General features: G+C 35.3%; 23 protein-coding genes and 1 pseudogene. All 24 read left to right on the top strand.

The annotated features are described in order from the left end of the window. The first annotated feature begins 477 nt into the window (after positions 1 to 477). The 24 genes and pseudogenes from E4T82_RS01595 to essB all read left to right on the top strand — a co-directional run bounded on the left by E4T82_RS01595 (position 478) and on the right by essB (position 17,878). Positions 478 to 1,476 carry a glycine/betaine ABC transporter substrate-binding protein gene (locus E4T82_RS01595; RefSeq protein WP_135181164.1) on the top strand — a complete coding sequence of 333 codons (999 nt, stop codon included), beginning with the start codon at positions 478 to 480 and terminating at the stop codon, positions 1,474 to 1,476. A gap of 245 nt (positions 1,477 to 1,721) precedes the next feature. Continuing rightward, complete coding sequence (locus tag E4T82_RS01600; protein WP_135181165.1) at positions 1,722 to 2,675, top strand: IS30 family transposase; 954 nt, start codon at positions 1,722 to 1,724, stop codon at positions 2,673 to 2,675. A 176-nt stretch (positions 2,676 to 2,851) separates the two neighbouring features. Beyond that, entirely contained in the window at positions 2,852 to 3,283 is a 432-nt protein-coding gene (locus tag E4T82_RS01605) for an Abi family protein (protein ID WP_280842404.1), read from the top strand. Positions 3,284 to 3,507: 224 nt separating this feature from the next. Beyond that, positions 3,508 to 3,984 carry a type II toxin-antitoxin system antitoxin PezA gene (gene pezA, locus E4T82_RS01610; protein WP_135181167.1) on the top strand — a complete coding sequence of 159 codons (477 nt, stop codon included), beginning with the start codon at positions 3,508 to 3,510 and terminating at the stop codon, positions 3,982 to 3,984. Further along, positions 3,984 to 4,766, top strand: a complete 783-nt coding sequence (gene pezT, locus E4T82_RS01615) for a type II toxin-antitoxin system toxin PezT (RefSeq protein ID WP_135181168.1) — start codon at positions 3,984 to 3,986, stop codon at positions 4,764 to 4,766. Before pezA ends, pezT begins: the two co-directional genes overlap by 1 nt. Positions 4,767 to 4,868: 102 nt before the next feature. Further along, positions 4,869 to 5,891, top strand: a complete 1,023-nt coding sequence (locus E4T82_RS01620) for a nucleotidyltransferase domain-containing protein (protein WP_135181169.1) — start codon at positions 4,869 to 4,871, stop codon at positions 5,889 to 5,891. Between the two features lie 8 nt (positions 5,892 to 5,899). Next, on the top strand, positions 5,900 to 7,666 hold the full coding sequence (locus E4T82_RS01625; RefSeq protein WP_135181170.1) for a ThiF family adenylyltransferase: 1,767 nt from the start codon (positions 5,900 to 5,902) through the stop codon (positions 7,664 to 7,666). Beyond that, positions 7,644 to 8,108, top strand: a complete 465-nt coding sequence (locus E4T82_RS01630; protein ID WP_167753536.1) for a Mov34/MPN/PAD-1 family protein — start codon at positions 7,644 to 7,646, stop codon at positions 8,106 to 8,108. Before E4T82_RS01625 ends, E4T82_RS01630 begins: the two co-directional genes overlap by 23 nt. A 7-nt stretch (positions 8,109 to 8,115) precedes the next feature. Next, positions 8,116 to 8,970, top strand: coding sequence for an acyltransferase (locus E4T82_RS01635; protein WP_135181172.1), 855 nt, complete (start codon positions 8,116 to 8,118; stop codon positions 8,968 to 8,970). Positions 8,971 to 9,524: 554 nt separating this feature from the next. Continuing rightward, positions 9,525 to 9,932: a hypothetical protein gene (locus tag E4T82_RS01640; RefSeq protein WP_228065021.1), complete on the top strand. Its 408-nt coding sequence runs from the start codon at positions 9,525 to 9,527 to the stop codon at positions 9,930 to 9,932. Further along, positions 9,932 to 10,222, top strand: a complete 291-nt coding sequence (locus tag E4T82_RS01645) for a hypothetical protein (RefSeq protein WP_135181174.1) — start codon at positions 9,932 to 9,934, stop codon at positions 10,220 to 10,222. The genes E4T82_RS01640 and E4T82_RS01645 overlap by 1 nt, the downstream gene beginning before the upstream one ends. Before the next feature lie 32 nt (positions 10,223 to 10,254). Further along, positions 10,255 to 10,692, top strand: a complete 438-nt coding sequence (locus tag E4T82_RS01650; RefSeq protein WP_245167465.1) for a hypothetical protein — start codon at positions 10,255 to 10,257, stop codon at positions 10,690 to 10,692. Position 10,693: 1 nt separating this feature from the next. After that, the gene (locus E4T82_RS01655; protein ID WP_135181175.1) at positions 10,694 to 12,025 is read left to right on the top strand and encodes a hypothetical protein; all 1,332 of its coding nucleotides are present in this window, start codon (positions 10,694 to 10,696) and stop codon (positions 12,023 to 12,025) included. Next, positions 12,007 to 12,405, top strand: coding sequence for a hypothetical protein (locus tag E4T82_RS01660; protein WP_135181176.1), 399 nt, complete (start codon positions 12,007 to 12,009; stop codon positions 12,403 to 12,405). Before E4T82_RS01655 ends, E4T82_RS01660 begins: the two co-directional genes overlap by 19 nt. Continuing rightward, positions 12,389 to 12,682 (top strand): hypothetical protein, encoded by a 294-nt coding sequence (locus E4T82_RS01665; RefSeq protein WP_135181177.1) that lies wholly within the window; start codon positions 12,389 to 12,391, stop codon positions 12,680 to 12,682. The genes E4T82_RS01660 and E4T82_RS01665 overlap by 17 nt, the downstream gene beginning before the upstream one ends. A 168-nt stretch (positions 12,683 to 12,850) precedes the next feature. Next, positions 12,851 to 13,245 (top strand): annotated as a pseudogene (locus E4T82_RS01670) (hypothetical protein). Next, positions 13,238 to 13,702: a hypothetical protein gene (locus E4T82_RS12640; RefSeq protein WP_194185860.1), complete on the top strand. Its 465-nt coding sequence runs from the start codon at positions 13,238 to 13,240 to the stop codon at positions 13,700 to 13,702. Before E4T82_RS01670 ends, E4T82_RS12640 begins: the two are co-directional and overlap by 8 nt. Positions 13,703 to 13,788: 86 nt before the next feature. Then, entirely contained in the window at positions 13,789 to 14,742 is a 954-nt protein-coding gene (locus E4T82_RS12645; protein WP_194185861.1) for a hypothetical protein, read from the top strand. A 151-nt stretch (positions 14,743 to 14,893) separates the two neighbouring features. Next, positions 14,894 to 15,208: a hypothetical protein gene (locus tag E4T82_RS01680; RefSeq protein WP_135181178.1), complete on the top strand. Its 315-nt coding sequence runs from the start codon at positions 14,894 to 14,896 to the stop codon at positions 15,206 to 15,208. A gap of 23 nt (positions 15,209 to 15,231) precedes the next feature. Beyond that, entirely contained in the window at positions 15,232 to 15,531 is a 300-nt protein-coding gene (locus E4T82_RS01685; RefSeq protein ID WP_135181179.1) for a hypothetical protein, read from the top strand. A gap of 109 nt (positions 15,532 to 15,640) precedes the next feature. Then, the gene (locus E4T82_RS01690; protein ID WP_135181180.1) at positions 15,641 to 15,940 is read left to right on the top strand and encodes a WXG100 family type VII secretion target; all 300 of its coding nucleotides are present in this window, start codon (positions 15,641 to 15,643) and stop codon (positions 15,938 to 15,940) included. Between the two features lie 50 nt (positions 15,941 to 15,990). Then, positions 15,991 to 16,455 (top strand): type VII secretion protein EssA, encoded by a 465-nt coding sequence (gene essA, locus E4T82_RS01695; protein WP_135181181.1) that lies wholly within the window; start codon positions 15,991 to 15,993, stop codon positions 16,453 to 16,455. Next, positions 16,452 to 16,691, top strand: coding sequence for an EsaB/YukD family protein (locus E4T82_RS01700; protein ID WP_135181182.1), 240 nt, complete (start codon positions 16,452 to 16,454; stop codon positions 16,689 to 16,691). The genes essA and E4T82_RS01700 overlap by 4 nt, the downstream gene beginning before the upstream one ends. A 2-nt stretch (positions 16,692 to 16,693) precedes the next feature. Then, on the top strand, positions 16,694 to 17,878 hold the full coding sequence (essB, locus tag E4T82_RS01705) for a type VII secretion protein EssB (protein ID WP_135181183.1): 1,185 nt from the start codon (positions 16,694 to 16,696) through the stop codon (positions 17,876 to 17,878). The last annotated feature ends 54 nt before the right edge of the window (positions 17,879 to 17,932 follow it).

Consider the following 17,932-nt stretch of genomic DNA (forward strand, 5'->3'; position numbering starts at 1 on the left):
TTAAGGATACGCTGTTTGACCTTACCATCTTTACGATAGCCTTCTACAAGGTAAACATGCGTCCTACCTTCTTTGTTTGTTGTTGTTTTAATAAAAGCCATAGTTCATTATACCATACATAACCATATACAACAAGATAAGACGTTGAAATTTATTAAAAAACCTTACTCTACCAAGGGGGAGCAAGGTGGGGGGAAAAAACAAGTGATAAAGTCGGGAGGAAGTTCACCAGGAACAAACACTCGATGATACGATTACGGAAGCTAAGAATAAGCTGCATATAGAGCAACTAGAAAAACGGATTGAGCAATTTAAGCAGATGAGGAAGCCGAAGTGATTATATATTTGTTGCATATTAATTATTACTTGGGATTAAGATTAATAAGTTAAATACTATTCTATTTTAGATTTCATTGTTTTTTTTATTGGATAATATATGCTATAATAGGGGAAGTTTAACTTACAAGGAGAGTCTGTATGTCTACAGGAGAATTATTTTACACCTATATTGACGAATGTAAACAAAATTATTTAACTCAAGTAATGGATGGGGAAGGAAAAGATATTTTTCAAGAATATTCTATTACCAGCTTGACATTTCCGCAGAATAGTTATCAGGAAAAATTAGAGTCAGAATGGAAGAAGTTTCGCAATAAGTATAAATTTGAATCATCAAAAGCTCTGCATTTTGTAGATTTTAAAAAGTTGTTATTATCCGAAGGACAAAATGAGTCTAATCCAATGTATTCTTATTTTTTAGAAGATGAAGTATTTTCTGTCCAAAAGTTAAAAGAGTTTTTTACTGATTTGCAAAAGATTTTAGATGATAATACATTTTTTATTGTACATACAGACTATTACTGGGAGAAAGGATGGTATCTTACTAAAAGAAATAACATTAAGAATAATCAGTTTAAGTCAAAAACCTCTCGAAATATAGCACCTGGTATCTTAAACGCCGTTCCTTACGTAGCAATGAAGCGACATCTAGATTCACTGCTACTTACATTATTGAAAAAGGATGTTATAGGGCATACTAATGTTCCAGATGGTAGGTACCTTGATGAGGAAATGCCTAAAAAAATTTATACTAAACTTAGATTTGATGCGGATGGAAAAGAGTTTGACGCCCGTACAGATTTAAAAAAAGCCTATAATCATACAGTCGCTATTGGAAGTGATAATGTTCGACAAGATGTAGCAGTTGAAGTATTGGATGAAATTAGATTTATCAGGAAAGAGGAAGTGGGGAGTAAGCATACACCAAGTCATTGTGGATTAGAAATTGTTGATTTTTTATGTTCCATGATTGCAGGTGAAACTCGTCTCGAAGAATATAAAAAAATCCACTCAGATTTATCTGTGGATGAAGGAGAATTTTTGAATATTAAATTTGAAGATGGAGAGATTGTTAAATTTTACGATATAGTGATGGAAAGAATTCACTATAAAACAATGAATTTTCTAAAATATTAACAATAAAAAAACTCGCCAGATATCATCCGCGAGGGTCGGAGTGGCGAATACTATTCCCAAACCTACAATAATTGTAATACATGCTGTCTTTATTGTCAAGTATTTTCTAAAAATTTTTTAATGTGCCTCGTTGTCAAGTCAAGTACCGAAAGTTCTAAAATGAAGTTAACCGGTTGAAGGTATGAAAAAACACCTCAGAGAGATATAATTGTAATCACCACAACAACAATTAGAAGGACTCTGAGATGCAAGACTATTATACACCAAAAGGAAAACATTTAACACTATCAGACCGTAGAAATATTGAACGTTGGTTACATGAAGGCTGTTCCAATCGTGAAGTGGCTAGGCGACTAGATAAAGCTCCTCAAACCATCCATAATGAGGTCAAGCGGGGGCTAATTCTCCAACAAGTGCGTCAAAGTAGGTTCAAAAAGGTCTATTCAGCCGACAGAGCTCAGATGACCTATGAAGAAAATCGAAAACGCTCTGTGAAAGCTGTTCAACTAGACAAACAGACCAAGGAGAAAATCTGTCACTACCTGACTCAGAAATACTCGCCTGAGATGATGGTCAAGGCTGGAAAGGTAACTGTTCCTGTGTCCACTATCTATTACTGGATTCATCATGGACATCTAGGAGTTGGGAAAGAAGCCCTGCTCTATCCTAGAAAAGCGAAAGCCAACAAGAAACAAGCTAGTCCTAACTTTAAACCTGCTGGAAAGTCGATTGAGGAACGACCAGAGAGTATCAATAAGCGGGAGAATATCGGTGATGTTGAGATTGACACAGTTATTCAAACACGAGCTAAAAACGAGTGCCTACTGACCCTAACCGACAGAAAAAGTCGGTATCAAATCATTCGCCTTATTCCTGACAAGTCCGCCTCTTCCGTCAATCATGCCCTGAGAACAATCCTGCAAGAGTATCAGATTCACTCTATCACAGCTGACAACGGGACGGAATTTAGTCGCTTATCTGAGGTTTTTGACCCTGAGCACATTTACTATGCCCACCCTTATGCTTCTTGGGAGAGAGGGACCAATGAGAACCATAATCGTTTGATTCGACGTTGGTTACCAAAGGGAAGTAAAAATGCGACCCAAAAACAGGTCACATTCATTGAAAATTGGATCAATAACTATCCTAAGAAAGTATTAGATTACAAAACTCCTAGAGAAGTTTTATACGCTGGCTAACTTGGACTTGACAACGGGGCATTTAAGCAGATGAAGAAGCCGACATAAATTTTTTTGACATTTGCTTAATATTCTGGTATACCTGTTATAGATTAGAAGTCATCAAAGGTATCAAGGGTTCTCTTGACATAACTAGGTGGCCTTTTTTTGTATATAATGGAGTTGCTCTTCCTTGGATAGTATTTCGTCTAATGACTTTTGGAAATATTGCTTCATTTTTGATTGCCTTACAACCAAATTATAGAAATAAAGTAGCAACGCATGTGAGTTTACCATTGAGTGAAGATATGAAAATTCCGGCTAAAGTGCTATTGTCATGGTGTAATGCTTTACGATATTTGCGCAATATCTGCTCACATAATGGTCGATTATATGATCGTTTGCATAATACACTACCTGCTATTCATCATGCGGATGAAGAGTTGCTGGAGGCTTCTTCAGAAAATGGTGATAAAAAATTATTTGTTTATTTCATAGCAATGAGGCATACTGTGATGTCTATGTCTAAAGAATCTAAGTTGTTTTGGAATAATAAGTTACAAAAATTACTGGAAGAAAGTTGTCGCTATCAAGTTGATTTGGTACATTATGGATTTTCAGAAAGGTAGTTTGAGTTATTAAAACTTGTTTAGAGGTAATTTTTGATACTTAGAGAGACTTGCTTGAGGACGTCTCGAATGTAGTGGAGAAGTATGTAGAAGCTAGGTTCATATTTTTAGTGAATCTAGTTTTTTTCTATGTCACAATATTTTGAATATGTAAGACTATAATGCACCATTTTTGGTGCAGAAAATATAATTTTATGGTATACTTTTAATATGGAGGACCTACTATGATTGGAAATAATATTAGCTCACTACGGAAAACACACGATTTAACACAGACAGAGTTTGCGAATATTGTCGGTATCTCACGAAACAGCCTCAGTAGATATGAAAATGGAACGAGTCCGATTACAACTGAGTTGATAGATACTATATGTCAAAAGTTCAATGTGTCTTATGTAGATCTGGTTGGAGAAGATAAAATGCTTACGCCCGTGGAAGATTATCAGTTGACCTTAAAAATAGAAGTGATGAAAGAACGTGGCGCAGCCATTCTATCTAAACTGTATCGTTATCAAGATAGTCAAGGAATTGCGTTTGATGACGAGCTTAATCCTTGGGTTTTAATGAGTGATGATTTATCTGACCTTATCAATACCAAGATTTACCTTGTCGATACCTTTGACAAATTAGAACGCTATAATGGTTATTTAGATGGCATTGAGCGGATGTTAGGCCTTGCGAATCATCAGGTGGTGGCTTAATGACGTTAGAAGAATTCAGTCAAGCTGACTTTGACTTAGCCCTGAAACGAACTATTTGTTCTTTAACTCGTGGTAAGACGATTCCATCAAGTCCACAAGCTCTCTTACTTGGTGGCCAGAGCGGAGCAGGTAAGACAACGATACACCGCATTAAACAAAAAGAATTTCAGGGAAATATCATCATTATTGATGGTGACAGCTATCGCTCTTTACATCCGAATTACCTAGCCTTACAAGAAAAATATGGCAAAGATAGTGTGGATTATACTAAATCCTTTGCGGGAAAAATGGTTGAATGTCTTGTAGATGAGTTGAGCAAACAAGGATATCATTTGTTAATTGAGGGAATGTTAAGAACAACAGCAGTCCCACGAAAAACAGCTCAGCTATTGAAATCAAAAGGCTATCAAGTATCACTGGCATTGATTGCAACAAAGCCAGAACTGTCTTATCTTAGCACTTTAATTCGTTATGAGGAACTTTATGCCATTGATCCAAATCAAGCCAGAGCAACCCCTAAAGAACACCATGATGTCATTGTGAATCATTTGGTCGATAATGTACGAGAGTTGGAAAATGATAAGTTCTTTGACCAGATTCAAATTTACCAAAGAGATAGGAATTGTGTATATGATTCTGAAACGGATGAAGGTTCAGCAGCAGAAGTTCTACAAGAATGCCTTTTCGGAAAATGGAGTAAGGTAGAGGAAGAGATGTTGAAGGTGGGGCAAGAACGGTTGAGGGAGTTGTGTTGGAAGAACGATAATAATGTTATCTTCTAAAATCATTTTTTGATTAGTTAGTCAATTGGAAGTTCAAAAAATGGTAATAGAAAGTGTTATAATGAAAGTTAGATATAACAAAATAATTTAAGGAGAAAGTTTATGGCTACTTTGCAGTCACAGTTTATTAAATTTCACGATACTATTAAGCTAGATGCCGATGATAAAAAGGTTTTAATCGAAAAACGTAAAGAGGTTGAAGAAATAATTAATAATGACGTTTCAGAATTTGAAAAAAGCTTTTTTAACCAGGGGAGTTACTCAACTCATACTGGGATTTTACCATTAGATGATGGAGATTATGATTTAGATAGAGGTTTGAGAATTGATGTTGATAGATATTCAAATACCCCTAAAGAAATAAAGAAAATTATTTTTAATGCATTAGTTACTAAATTTGGAGAAAATAATGTAAAAGTAAAAAATCCATGTGTGACGGTATCATTTCCTAAAGATAATGTTCATATTGATATTGCTTTGTATTGTATTGATGATGATAATTATTTTTTAGCAAGAGGAAAGCTTAATAGTACAGATGAAAACACTAGGTGGGAGGAAGCAGACCCTGTAGAATTAACGGAAAAAATTAATAATGCTATGGAGAACTCAGAAGACCGAAAACAATTTCGAAGAGTAATTCGCTATTTAAAAAGATGGAAAGATCTAAAATTTAAGAATCAGGATAATAAACCAACTGGTATTGGTATTTCAGTCTTTGCTGTTAATAATTTTACTGTGTGCAAAAAAGAAGACTATCTATCTGGAAATACTATTTATGATGATATTTCAGCTTTAAGAAATTTAGTAAATACTATGATTAATTCATTTTCGGATACATATGATGTTGATAGAAACTTATTTTATCCGAGATTAAAGGTTTTCTTACCGGTTAAGCCGTGTACGGATGTATATGAAAGGGTATCAAATATACAAATGGAAGCATTTAAGAATAAATTAGAAAAATTAAGAGACTCACTAGATGAAGCAATAGATTCTACTGATTTAAGTGAGTCTACAAAAATATTGAGTAAACAGTTTGGTGATGATTTTCCTATTACTGAACAAAAAGAGACAGCAGAAAATTTTGGAACTCGGGCTATAATCAGTGATTATCCAAGTGCTTAGAGGCGTGTATGTTAGAAAAAAAAGAAATATTCCAGATATACTTTGACGAAATACCTTCAGAAAGTTTGGAGTTCGAAGATAAGGAATGCTACTTTTATCAATATAAAAAATTTACCTTAAAAATTATCGTTTCTAATGACTTTCCCCATTCACTTCCTGAAATCTATCTTTCAAATTATATGGATTTTAATAAATGGTATAGCCATGTCGGTTCCGAAGGGAAATTGTGTTACATTTCAGAAGATAATTTAATTTGGGACTTTAACAATCCACGTGGATTATTGAAAGATTGCTGTGAAAAAGTAAAGGAATTACTGGATAGTTGGGATACACCAAAAATGACCGAAGAGCTCAGGAAAGAGTTTCTATCATATTGGCATATCAGTTGTTTGAAGTCAAAAACAAAATATATAGACATTCGAAGTTGTTTATCCAAGGTCAGTACATTTGAGAAACATGAATTAGTTCTATCGAATCAGAAGTGCTATCTTTTTAATTATGGTTCACAACTCAAAGAGAGTGTTGCGCCACATTCTAAAAAAAGCAGTGATGTTTATATACTTCCACTTAAAGATTCGACTTCTGTGATTCCTCCTAATCCCCTGAAGGAACTAACAGAAGCAACATTTAAGAAAATGATTACAGGAAATCTATCTTCGGGTGTTAGACGTCGCTTCCAAAAGTGGTGTAAAACGAAACGAAAGTCATTCATATTAATTTTATCACTTCCTATATCTGATAATGATTATGTTTTGTTTGGTGCGAGCTTTGAGTTTAGTACTTCCAAATTTCCATTTAAAATTGATAATAAGGTGCAACAAAAAAATAAAAATAGAAAAAATATTGATTCTAAGGCGCAGAAATCAAAAAATGGGAGTTGCAAAATTACTCCAGTATACATTACAAGATTTGACAAGGAGTATAGAGTGAGTAGGACATCCCAAGAATATGATTTCCTGAATAAAAAAGTAGTCATTGTTGGACTTGGATCTGTAGGATCTTTTGTTGCTAACAACTTATCTAAAATGGGTATAGCGCAACTTCTTTTAATAGATCCTGATTTTTTAACGGTAGATAACATTTCTAGGCATTACTTAGGCATGGATAGTATAATAGACAATATTCAAAAAGTAGATGCTCTAGAAGATAGATTGAAAAAAGAAAATCCAGATTTAGAAATCGAATGTGAGGGTATTCGATTTCAAGAAATAGCTCGGAAGAATCCAAATTTATTTCACGAATATGATTTTATTTTTTCTTGTGTCGGAGATACTAAAACAAATTTTGAAATTAATCATTTTTTCAGAAAGATTGGAAAAACGGTATTGTATTGCTGGTTAGATCCATATGGAGTTGGGTACCATAACCTGCTAGTTTCTCCACAAAATAATGGATGCTATATGTGTATGAATTATGAAGATGGACATCTTGTTAATAATAGAGCCTCTTTTGCAGAGAAAAATCAAATATTTGAAAAGCGTCTAGCTAGCTGCTATTCTTCATTTATTCCTTATAATGTTATTGCGCCTAGTTCATTGGCAAATAAAGCTATAGAAGTATATTTACAGTACTTGGATGGGGAGTTTTCTGCTGAAAACAGATTAGTATCAGTAATTGGTTCAGATAAACAGTTTGGAAAAGAAGGATTTACATATAGTGTTCGATACTACAATTGTTTAAAAAATAGTGATTTATTAAATGTTGCTTTAAGAACAAATACTTCTTGTCCAGAGTGTAATGGAGAGTATAAAGTTGATATATGTAAGTCTGAATAATAAATCCCAAATTGTAATACCATCTGATATTTTTAATTTATTACTAGAATTTAGGCAACTGGGTTCGGAACCTGAAGCAGGTGGTATCTTTGTTGGTAAGAGACTTTTAAATAATTCGATACTTATTATAAATTTTTCAGGACCACAGGATAATGATGTAAGAAGTAGATATAAATTCTCAAAAACTTCTCCAAACCACCAGAAATTTGCGGATGATTATTTTGGTAAAAGTTCAGGTTTTATAAGTTTAATTGGAGAATGGCACACCCATCCTGAAGATATACCTACTGCATCTAATGTTGACATTCAATCATGGGAAAAAATTATCTCAGATAATGATGACAGATTATTCTTTTTGATAATTGGTCTTCGGGCTGGTAGATTCTACTTTAGGGAATCAAATGAGTGGCAATCCACTCTAATCTATTTTAAGGATGTATAGAATACGTATGAATCGAAAAAATAAATTATTTAAGAAATGCTTTTTTTGGTCTCAAAAATTTTATTTACCATTAGTATTAATTTTTCTATTTCCAATTCTTATTTGCTATTTGATTGGGAAGAGTTTGACCCTAGTTGAAGTTGAAAAAATATCAAATACCAATTTTTTTACAAGAGCTATTTTTGAAATAACTCCTGATAATTCTACCGCTACTTATATCGTTCTTTATTTATTAATCTCTATTTCATTATTAATGATTTTTAGAAAAAACAATGCGGAGCGAACATTTAATGATGGTCATTCTGTATATCTTCATAATTGTTATAAGAGACTGTGGATCGCAGCAAATATATTAGGCTATCAAAAGTTACAACTTATAGGTGTCTCAATACCAATGCAGTTTGAACTTATTATTAATGGAGTTTTTTCAGAATTTATCTCTGAATCATCAGTTGTTCAATATGATGAATTTCAAGGAGAAATTATTGTTGAGTATCCAATTGAAAACAAAAAGAATAAAATTGTCAATTTATTAGTATGTGATACATATGATATTCCTTTAGAAAAATTAGCAGCTGACTATTTGGAAAATACAACAGTAAAAATTTCATCGCAACGAAAGTATAGTGGTAACAGATATAACAATCCTCAATTAGTTAGTACAGTTCGAGAAGAGGTACAAAAAATAGTTAACACCTATAATGAGGTTAATCTATTTATGACAACAAATCCTTTAAATACACAAAGAATTGTAGGAAAGTCATTTTTAACATTAGATAGATCGGGTTTTGATAAAGTTTCGGTTATACAGATGGATGAAACCCAAATTTATAAAAATCCATTTGTAATATACGAAAATTAAATGGATGCCAATGGATGAGGATCATAACATTCTTCTTAGCATTCGACTGCATATTATTTCTCTGAGAGCTTAGGCTCTCTTTTCTCATTCCCTCATTTTCCCCTGTGATATCTTTTCCAAACTACCTTTGTTATCCTTATATCATTCCTAAGAAAATCAAGTTTTGATTTTTATAGGGGAGGTGTTGGCGCAAGCTATCTTTATGGTTAGCTAATCAATATTTTTTAGAGAAAGATAAGATTAGTATCGGCTATATTTCAGAAGTTGAAAGTGGTGCCTCAGACTTTAAAAAGGATGTGATGATGTCTTCTCAGCAATCGGATTCAAAAAATGATGTTTACGACCATTCTAGAGTGTTTTTCCATGAAAAATGTTGTATAATAGTTGTAGATAAATCTGTAGTAGGTATGTAGGCAAGAGATGATAGCTCATACTCTTTGAAAATCAAATTCAAACTTGGTCGGCGTCGCCTTGCCGTACGCCAGTATAGCCTTCGGCTAGCTTCCTAGTTTGCTTTTTGATTTTCTTTGAGTATCACTTTATGGAGGCATAGCATGAAAAAGAAATTACCTGTTCTAATCGTTTTACTAATTATCTTAGGAGGTTTATTTATGGCATTTAGTCTGAATGGTGCAATCCAAAAGCAAAAAGAAGAACAACGCAATCGAGAATATGAGGTTAGTCTGGTCAAGGCGTTGAAGAATAGTTATCGGGATATTGATAGGATAGAGATTAGTAAGCCACATTATGCAAAACCACCGGGAAGTTGGAGTTGTTCCGTCACATTAACGTTTTCTGATAGAGAAGTTGTGCAGTATGGAATAGGGCATAGTTTGTATTTGAAGACAAACAAGTCAGGAACTGTGACTACGGAAGAGTCGAAAATATTGACTGCACATGAAGGAAGTACAAAGAGTAAGATAAAAGTATTGTTTTCAGATGGGAGGGAGAGTGTTGAGTAATGTCATTTCAGTACACAGATGAGCAGCTAAGCATTTTAAATCAAGGACGAAATGTCTATAGTGTCAATCGAAATTTTGTTAACAGAGGAAATGCAGAAGGTGGGGAATATCAATATATAGTTGATAAACCAGATGCTAAATTATTATCTAATGAAAGCAATACAATTCGGATGCCAGACAATCAACAATTCAAAGTCATCAAGACCTACTCCGACCCTAGGACTGGTTTTGATGGGATGGCAGTCGCACCTATTGTGGATGGTAAAGTAAATCAGAGTATATATATTTGAGTTTCTAGTAAAAATGAGAAAGATATAATGTTATGATGAAAAAAAGAAAACTTTGGACACTTATACTTGCATTAGTGGTGATAATTGGAGGGATAACTATGTTTACACTAAATCAAAAAATGACAGAAAACCAGCAAAAACGAGAGCTAGAGACTAGTATTGCCAAACTTTTGGTACATGACTATGAAAATGTCAAAGAAATTGAATTTAAGGGCTGGGGCTACTCCAGAGAAACAGGCACATGGGGGACTACTGTTATTGTCAATGCGAATAGTCAAATCAATCTTTCTTTTTCAGGGTTGTCTACTTTAAAAGAAATTTATAGTATAAGATACAATCCTTCAACTTTTAAGTTGAAGGAAAAAGTCAACATAGAGCGACTAGAGCCTATCAAAGATAGAGTGACTGAAATCGAAAGTGTTTCGTTAAATGATATAGAAGTGAAACATTCAATTAAGCTAGGAGAATAATATGTCTATTACTGATAGTAGTTATAATCAAATAGCGAAGCAGGTCTATAATATTGAACCTAGTAAGGCTAAGTCAAACGGTGAAAACCCTGTTTTAGTAGATGATACTATAACAGATCCCAACACAAAACAGAAATATCAAGTCCTAACTGTCCAAGACAACAACAATGATAAAGATGCTACAAATAATAACGGCATGCAAGCGATGGCGGTTGCGCCAGTTGTGAATGGTAAAGTAGATACATCGCAAGTTGTGATTGCCTATGCAGGCACTAATTCCTCAGATGAGCATGATCGTGATACAGATATTCAAATGATTGGGCTGGGAGATACTGCAAGCTTGAGAACAGATACCAAGACTGTACAAATTCCACAGACCATTGTTAGAATGACGATTGACACAACTTATACTGAAAGCCAATTGAAGTCGGCGCAAAGGTTTTATGAACAAGTTCAGAAAGAATATCCTCACGCAGCTCTAACGACAACAGGACATTCGTTAGGAGCTTACTTGGCATTGATTATTGCGGCTGAAAATCAAGTACCTGCTACAACATTTAATGGTCCAGATCCTATGAGAGGGATGTCAGAGCGTGCAATAGCATGGGTTAAGGCGAATAATGCGATGTATAATAACTATCGTATAAACTTTGATATCGTTGGTAATTTCGGGGCTTATTTTAATGACCTATTAAAATCAGATAAGTTAGGCATTTCAAGAAATGTGGATGCTAAGAAATTTTACTTGAATCCCATTGGTTATCATGATTTAGCAGCTTTTCCAGTGAATAAAGACGGTCAAATTATTGATAAAGATGGTAATGTAGTAGGTAGTCAATACCTATCCTCTAAATCCTATCTTTCAGTGCTCGCTACTTCTGTAAGAATGGCAAGTTTTGATACGTTAAAATCCAAATGGCAAAAAACAGGAGGAGGATTGAGCACAAGCGAGACTATCTTCCTTGATGCAGGTCAAGGTGCTATTTTAGGCTCTTCTATGGCAGAGGCAGCGAAGCTTGGGCTAGATGAAATGACAAGTCTGAAAAAGCAGGCAGATAGTGAAGCAGGAGCTCTGTGGTCTAAGGTCGATTTTTCGATTTATTCCCACCTGTCTTATGGGGAAGTGCAAGAGATTTTTGCTTCTCATGGTGTTACGTATGAACATATTGTCAGCAATTTCCATGAGTATACACAGACGAAAGTTGAGGCAATGCAGAACTTGTCGACTACTTTTGACACCTTGAAGACAAAGCTTGATAGCGCTATCGAAGAAAAGCTAGCGCTAGACAATCAACTAGCAGGAGAATTTAAGACATGGTATACGGGGCTTTAGAGGAACTGTTGGGCTTTATTCGTCAGAAAGAGCGTGAGCTCACCGAAAAAGAAGAGGATTACTATCGCAATAAAAGGCGACTCGAAGAGAGAATGAGGGACTTGGATGATCGTCATCGCCGGTTATCGGCTATCTTAGAGCAAGAACAGAATAAGATGAAGCAACTGCTGATCCACCACGATGCGAGTCAAGAAGAGGCAGGGAGTTTCTATGCGAAAGTCCAAGAGCTACAAGATGAGTCACAATGGGCTTATAAGGATATTCTTCATACCTTGGAAGAGGAGATAGAGGAGACGAAACGCCTGTTTTATCATGAACGTGATCAGTTGGAGACAGAATTACATGACTTGAGGAGGGAATATAATGACATTGGTAACTAGCTACTATTTACAAGACGATGGGGAACTAGATCTTGATGAAATCATTCGCTCTTTACAAAAGCAATATGCGCATGTGCAAGCTGGTTTTATTAGCAGAGATTCTAAAAACCTTAAGGAGCGTTTTAAGACAGACGGCAAGAGTATTGTTTTGCATACTCAAATCGCAGTGAAAAGTATCTACGGGCAGCTAGATACTGCTATTAAGGGTGAAGCTGGTAAGGCTCTCAAAAAGACTGTTGATACAACACTTCCTAAATATGAGAAGGTTTTCTCTTAGGAGAAGCAAAGGGGCTGGCTACAAAATGTAGCTTTTTTACTTATCTGAATAAATGATGAGTAGGCTAGACGATATAATCAGAGAGAAATGATCATATTAATGGTTCAATAATGAGATTTTATTGTATAATAGAGATAGGAATATGGTTTAAAATGAAAGGAATCTCTCATGAACAAATTATTCAATATCATCCTCGGTCTAGGTTTTCTATTGATACTTGGTGCGGTGATTTATCAGTTGGTAGAACCAATTCTCCCTCCTATATTTCCTAGAGACAAGCAAATCGCTTATCTTAAAGAGCATGAGCAGGAAATTATAGATTTTGTTAAATCAGCCAATCCGAAAGTGGAATCGGTTCAAATTGACTGGAGTCAGGAAAGATAGGAAACGGAACTCCTCAAGGTGGAGGAGACGCGATAGATGTTTATGGTGGTTTTAACAACATTGAAGATTCAGATTGGGGCGTTGTTATAGGAATTAAATATGAAAAGGATGGGCAGATTCGCATTAAAAGCATGTGGTTTGGAAGTCCCTTAAGGATAGGAGGTGAGCTACTTGAGTAATTTGGTGACTTTTGATAATATCTATGCAAATCTAGCTCAAAGTACTTATAACGGGCGTCCTAATTTATTTGTTTATAAAAAGCTATCTAAAAAACAGCAAAATAGACTCCTTTCAGGGCAATCGATATCAATTAATTATTCTCAAGATGCGCCAATAACGGATGAAAATGATAACATTATTGGAACAGTTAGAGGCGGTCGGCAGCTACCGAATGACGGAGTGGTCTACCTCCAACCAGATTCTACCTATGTAGTTGAACAAACGACAACAGTTCAAGTGCCTAAAGTAAACGGTGGATATGAAACACAGGTTGTGACAGGTAAGTATCAAAAAAGTTTATTGACAGATAAGAAGGCTGGCTTTAATGCCTATTTTCTGACAGACACCCCTACCTTGACACAGGACACCAAGAACACCTATCTGGCCATTCGTGGAAGTGATGCGCCGCATCGCTAGCAACTGTAAATGATTGGATAGACAACGATGCCGAGTTTGTCCGTCATGACAGCTATATTCCTCAAGCAAAGTTAGCCACTAAAGCTTTGAAAGCCAAAATACAAGATTTTACAGCCCATTCCCCTCAAGCTAAGTTGCATGTAACTGGTCATTCATTAGCAACGATGATTTCTGCTCAGTCGATTGCAAAATTGTACCAAGATGACCCAAAGGCATTTGATAAGATTGGGGAGGTTCAGCTGTTTGATGGACCGGATGTAGTCAAGAGTCTTAAAAAGATGGGCTTATCTGATCAAGATATCCAAAAGATTGGGGAGAAAGTCACTTACTATGTCAATCCTTTTGACATAGTGAGTATGTTAAACCGAACAGGACCATTAGATAAGCAGTTTGGAAAAGTGAATATTATTGTTCCGCTTCACTTTACCACTACTTTGGACGATCCGATTTCTTCCCATGATTTTGGTGAATTTCAGATGAACGCAGCGGGCCAAATTCGAGTTGCCTCAGCAACCTACCATCCAGAATTTATCACAGCAGGCAAAAAGCTTGCACATCTCGTAGATGAGAAAGTGGCCCAATTGAAAGTTTTGGGATTGTCAGATACTGTCATTATGAATCTTCTAAGAGGAGATTATGTGGAGCGGGGGACGATGGGGTATGCTATTTATCGTGATTTTCAACAGCAATATAGGCAAATCATCGCAGATGCTAAAAAGGAAGCGTTGGCATGGAATAAAACGGCTATACCTGACTACCAACAAAGAATTCGTGCCGCAAGTGGTGATCAAAAAATTAGTCTTAGAATGGAATTACTAGACACCGTTGCTCAAGATTTTGGATTAAGAGCAGAGGAGCTAACAGTGGCTACAAAGACCGCTATTGAAACTACAAAAGCAAATATTTTAAAGGGGCTGGGTGATAGTCGTCTTGCTATGTGTCAAGTCGTCCAGTATTTAGATAGTTGGGAACTGTCACGATTTTTATTAACTTTAGAACTATCAGATTTTTGGGATGAAGGAATAGAGGAAGCTGATTAAACTGCTCTGAGGAAATACCAAGAGAATGTAGAGAAGTTCTCAGAAAGGTTAGTAGAAATTTCGTCCCATATTCAAGAGGTTGATGCACAGGGTGCACAGGGATTTCATAATATAATGAATCGATGACATTTGAAGTAAAGGAGTAGAAATTATGATAGAAGACTATGCTGAAAATAATCCTTTTATCAATGCCGGCATGCTGTATCAGCGACATGTAGAATATATGAAAACTCAAGAACGTATCGCTATACAAGCGATGATAGCCGCGGCAGAGCTGGGAGTAAGTCAGGAAAAAATATCATTAGCCTTAACCTTGCAAGCACAAAAGACTCAATTGGAGCAATTAGCAAGTCAGACGATTGTTGGAGAACTGCAAGAAGGATTGACTGGTAAAACAGCAGATGCAGCAAAAGAGTATCTAAAAAAAGAGCTATTTAAACCTCGTTTGAAAAATCCAGTCAAGTAAGATTACAACCAAGGAGGTCTCTGATGAATCAGGAACTACAAGACCAGTATGAAGAGGAACATTACCGAAATCTTCGCTATTTAGAGGAAGCAGAAACTCTAATAGAGGATTATACACGAAAAGCACGCAGAGATACGGAAGCCTTAGTAGCCTCTGTTGTTAGCTTTTATCAACGTACAGGAGAAGGTGTTCCAAGTGATGTGATGGGCAAATTTGAACAAGTCTCTGAAGAATATTCACAAACTCTCAATCAAATGCAATGGGATTTAGAAGATGCACGTGATGAAGAAAGAAGAGAATTCTACAGAAAATTGGAAGAGTAAAGGAGTATTTCTAGTAAAGAGGTTGATAAAAATCATTGACATCATAGCATAAAAAGTGTAAAATATTTTTGTAAACAAAAACACTATAAATTGATGAGGAGGTGCCCCTATGGGACAAATTAGTGTAACACCTGAAGAGCTGAAACAACAAGCACAAGTTTATGTGCGTTCTAAGGAAGAAATTGAGCAAGCTATTCAAAATGTAAATAGCATGAACAGTGTTATTGCAGAAGAGTGGAAAGGTCAAGCTTTCCAAGCCTATCTTGAACAATACCAACAATTGTATCAACACGTTCAAAAGTTTGAAAACTTATTGCAAGATATCTATCAACAGTTGAACCAATATGCAGACAGAACAGCTGACCGTGACGCTCAGGATGCACAAGGCTTTGGTTTTGGTGACTTTTAATTAACAAATTGGATTTGAGCGCCATAAAGGCGCTTTTTTGGTATAAATTTATGATAAAAAAAGTGATTTGCATTTTTGCTATTTCTCTTCATTTATTCAGTATAACTCATAAAGTTTATGCTGATGAAAATGGCAATTTACAGTTAAATCCAGACATTATTACAAATGATACGGTTGATGCAGGAGCGACTAGTGATTTTGCGATTCGTGGGCAATTATTTCTGGACGATTTTAATAAGCGTATTGAGAGCTTGAAACAAAAAGAAGCAGGAATACTGGATCAAACAGTAAAAATCGATTTTAACCGTGAAATGACGCTAGAAAACACAAAGCCCAATTATGTAACAAAAATGTTTCAAAACTATCAACCCAAGGCAGTAATAGAATCTGATGAAACAGTTACTACTCCTATTAATTGGTATGTGTTAGGATTATTTTTAGGAGGCGTCTCTGTCTCTCTTGGCGGAGTAGCAGTCGGTAGTTGGTGGAGTAAAAGAAAAAGGAGAGCGGTATGATTGGTGTTACGCTAGTAAAAGAAGGAAGAGAGATTGATTTGCTAATCCCAACGAGAATTACTTTAGGCCGCTTACAAGATCTCGTGAAAGAAATCTTTAGAGAAAATGGCGTGGTATTGCCGGACGGATTTAAGTTGGTAATTCAGGGGAAAAATTTGCAATTAGGTGAAACGGATCTATTATCTGATTTTGGAATTGCAACTGGGGATAAATTTGAAATACAATTAGGAGAGTAAGTATGACGTTTGTGGATGATACTATGACAATTCAAATAAAAGCAGAAGAAGATAAGTGTTACGTCTTTCTGGATAAAACACAGTATAGACAAGACTCATTAGAAATTATCAAGGAATATATTACAGTTCATGAGCAAAAGGATGGACTTCAGCTTATCTATAATATTCCGGAGGCGACAGTCTCTTTGAGGAGCTATCAAGAGGGGCTTCGTTCACGCTTTGATAAATTAAAATTAGCAGAGAAAGTAGTTGAAGCCTTGGTACTACCAATGGAATATAAAATACCTTTCATTGATCCAGATAACATCTATACAGATGGAGAAAGAGTATTTTTACTCCATTTCGGCTTAAAAGGATTAGTGTTTCCTCAAGACTATGATGAAGAAGAAACATTTCACGATATAAAATCGATTGTCGTCTCTTTGTTTCATCCGACATTAGAGTTTAAAAAGTTGCGCCTAGCTTCTCTGGCCCTAGACGATTCCTTCTCTAAGAAAATTACCCAAATTGAATCTGTAACAGAATTATTAGCGCTTTTACGTTCAGAACGTTTAAGTGAACAAAAGCGCATGAAAGAGACGAAGTCAGTTGTATCTAAGAAACTCTATAATTTTTATCGTATTAGCGGGATTGTAGCATTATTTTCAACAGTCGTAGTTTCTATTTTTCTTTATTCGTATTATACAAACTATCAGAAGCAAGAGGCTATTATCAATGCGCAAGCTAGTTTCATGACCAATCGATATTCACAAGTTCAGAAAGATTTAGAAAAATATGAACCAACAAAGCTTCCAAAATCTGCAAAGTATGTATTGGCTATTTCAAGTATTGAATTGACCGATTTAACAGAGGCTCAAAAACAGGCTATTTTAAATAATATCTCTCTCAAATCCGATGATAATACATTAAATTATTGGGCTTATACTGGACGTGGTAAGTTTGAAAAAGCTCTTGATTTAGCGCAGAACTTAGGTGATGAACAACTGATTTTACTTGCTTATACTAATTTATATCAATCCATAAAACTAGATAATAAGATGGATGGAGCGAAAAAGCAGAGTCTACTTGCAGAGTATTCTAAACAGATCGAGGAACTTTCGTCAAAAGTTATTAGTCCAGAATCAAGTGGATCAGAAGTAAAGCATTCGAGTGAACCAGAAGTCAAAAAATCTAGTAGTAAAAAATAGTTCACGCGAGATGACTTCAGTTTTAGCAGTTGTTCTCTAGTTTGGAACGAGTAT

The sequence above is a fragment of the Streptococcus cuniculi genome (assembly GCF_004570575.1).
Lineage (GTDB): Bacteria > Bacillota > Bacilli > Lactobacillales > Streptococcaceae > Streptococcus > Streptococcus cuniculi_A.

Bases quoted from the DNA above. Each gene is read 5' to 3' on its own strand.
- E4T82_RS01595 (WP_135181164.1), top strand. From the start codon at position 478: ATGTCTACAGGAGAATTATTTTACACCTATATTGACGAATGTAAACAA.
- E4T82_RS01600 (WP_135181165.1), top strand. From the start codon at position 1,722: ATGCAAGACTATTATACACCAAAAGGAAAACATTTAACACTATCAGAC.
- pezA (WP_135181167.1), top strand. From the start codon at position 3,508: ATGATTGGAAATAATATTAGCTCACTACGGAAAACACACGATTTAACA.
- pezT (WP_135181168.1), top strand. From the start codon at position 3,984: ATGACGTTAGAAGAATTCAGTCAAGCTGACTTTGACTTAGCCCTGAAA.
- E4T82_RS01620 (WP_135181169.1), top strand. From the start codon at position 4,869: ATGGCTACTTTGCAGTCACAGTTTATTAAATTTCACGATACTATTAAG.
- E4T82_RS01625 (WP_135181170.1), top strand. From the start codon at position 5,900: ATGTTAGAAAAAAAAGAAATATTCCAGATATACTTTGACGAAATACCT.
- E4T82_RS01635 (WP_135181172.1), top strand. From the start codon at position 8,116: ATGAATCGAAAAAATAAATTATTTAAGAAATGCTTTTTTTGGTCTCAA.
- E4T82_RS01640 (WP_228065021.1), top strand. From the start codon at position 9,525: ATGAAAAAGAAATTACCTGTTCTAATCGTTTTACTAATTATCTTAGGA.
- E4T82_RS01645 (WP_135181174.1), top strand. From the start codon at position 9,932: ATGTCATTTCAGTACACAGATGAGCAGCTAAGCATTTTAAATCAAGGA.
- E4T82_RS01650 (WP_245167465.1), top strand. From the start codon at position 10,255: ATGATGAAAAAAAGAAAACTTTGGACACTTATACTTGCATTAGTGGTG.
- E4T82_RS01655 (WP_135181175.1), top strand. From the start codon at position 10,694: ATGTCTATTACTGATAGTAGTTATAATCAAATAGCGAAGCAGGTCTAT.
- E4T82_RS01660 (WP_135181176.1), top strand. From the start codon at position 12,007: ATGGTATACGGGGCTTTAGAGGAACTGTTGGGCTTTATTCGTCAGAAA.
- E4T82_RS01665 (WP_135181177.1), top strand. From the start codon at position 12,389: ATGACATTGGTAACTAGCTACTATTTACAAGACGATGGGGAACTAGAT.
- E4T82_RS01680 (WP_135181178.1), top strand. From the start codon at position 14,894: ATGATAGAAGACTATGCTGAAAATAATCCTTTTATCAATGCCGGCATG.
- E4T82_RS01685 (WP_135181179.1), top strand. From the start codon at position 15,232: ATGAATCAGGAACTACAAGACCAGTATGAAGAGGAACATTACCGAAAT.
- E4T82_RS01690 (WP_135181180.1), top strand. From the start codon at position 15,641: ATGGGACAAATTAGTGTAACACCTGAAGAGCTGAAACAACAAGCACAA.
- essA (WP_135181181.1), top strand. From the start codon at position 15,991: ATGATAAAAAAAGTGATTTGCATTTTTGCTATTTCTCTTCATTTATTC.
- E4T82_RS01700 (WP_135181182.1), top strand. From the start codon at position 16,452: ATGATTGGTGTTACGCTAGTAAAAGAAGGAAGAGAGATTGATTTGCTA.
- essB (WP_135181183.1), top strand. From the start codon at position 16,694: ATGACGTTTGTGGATGATACTATGACAATTCAAATAAAAGCAGAAGAA.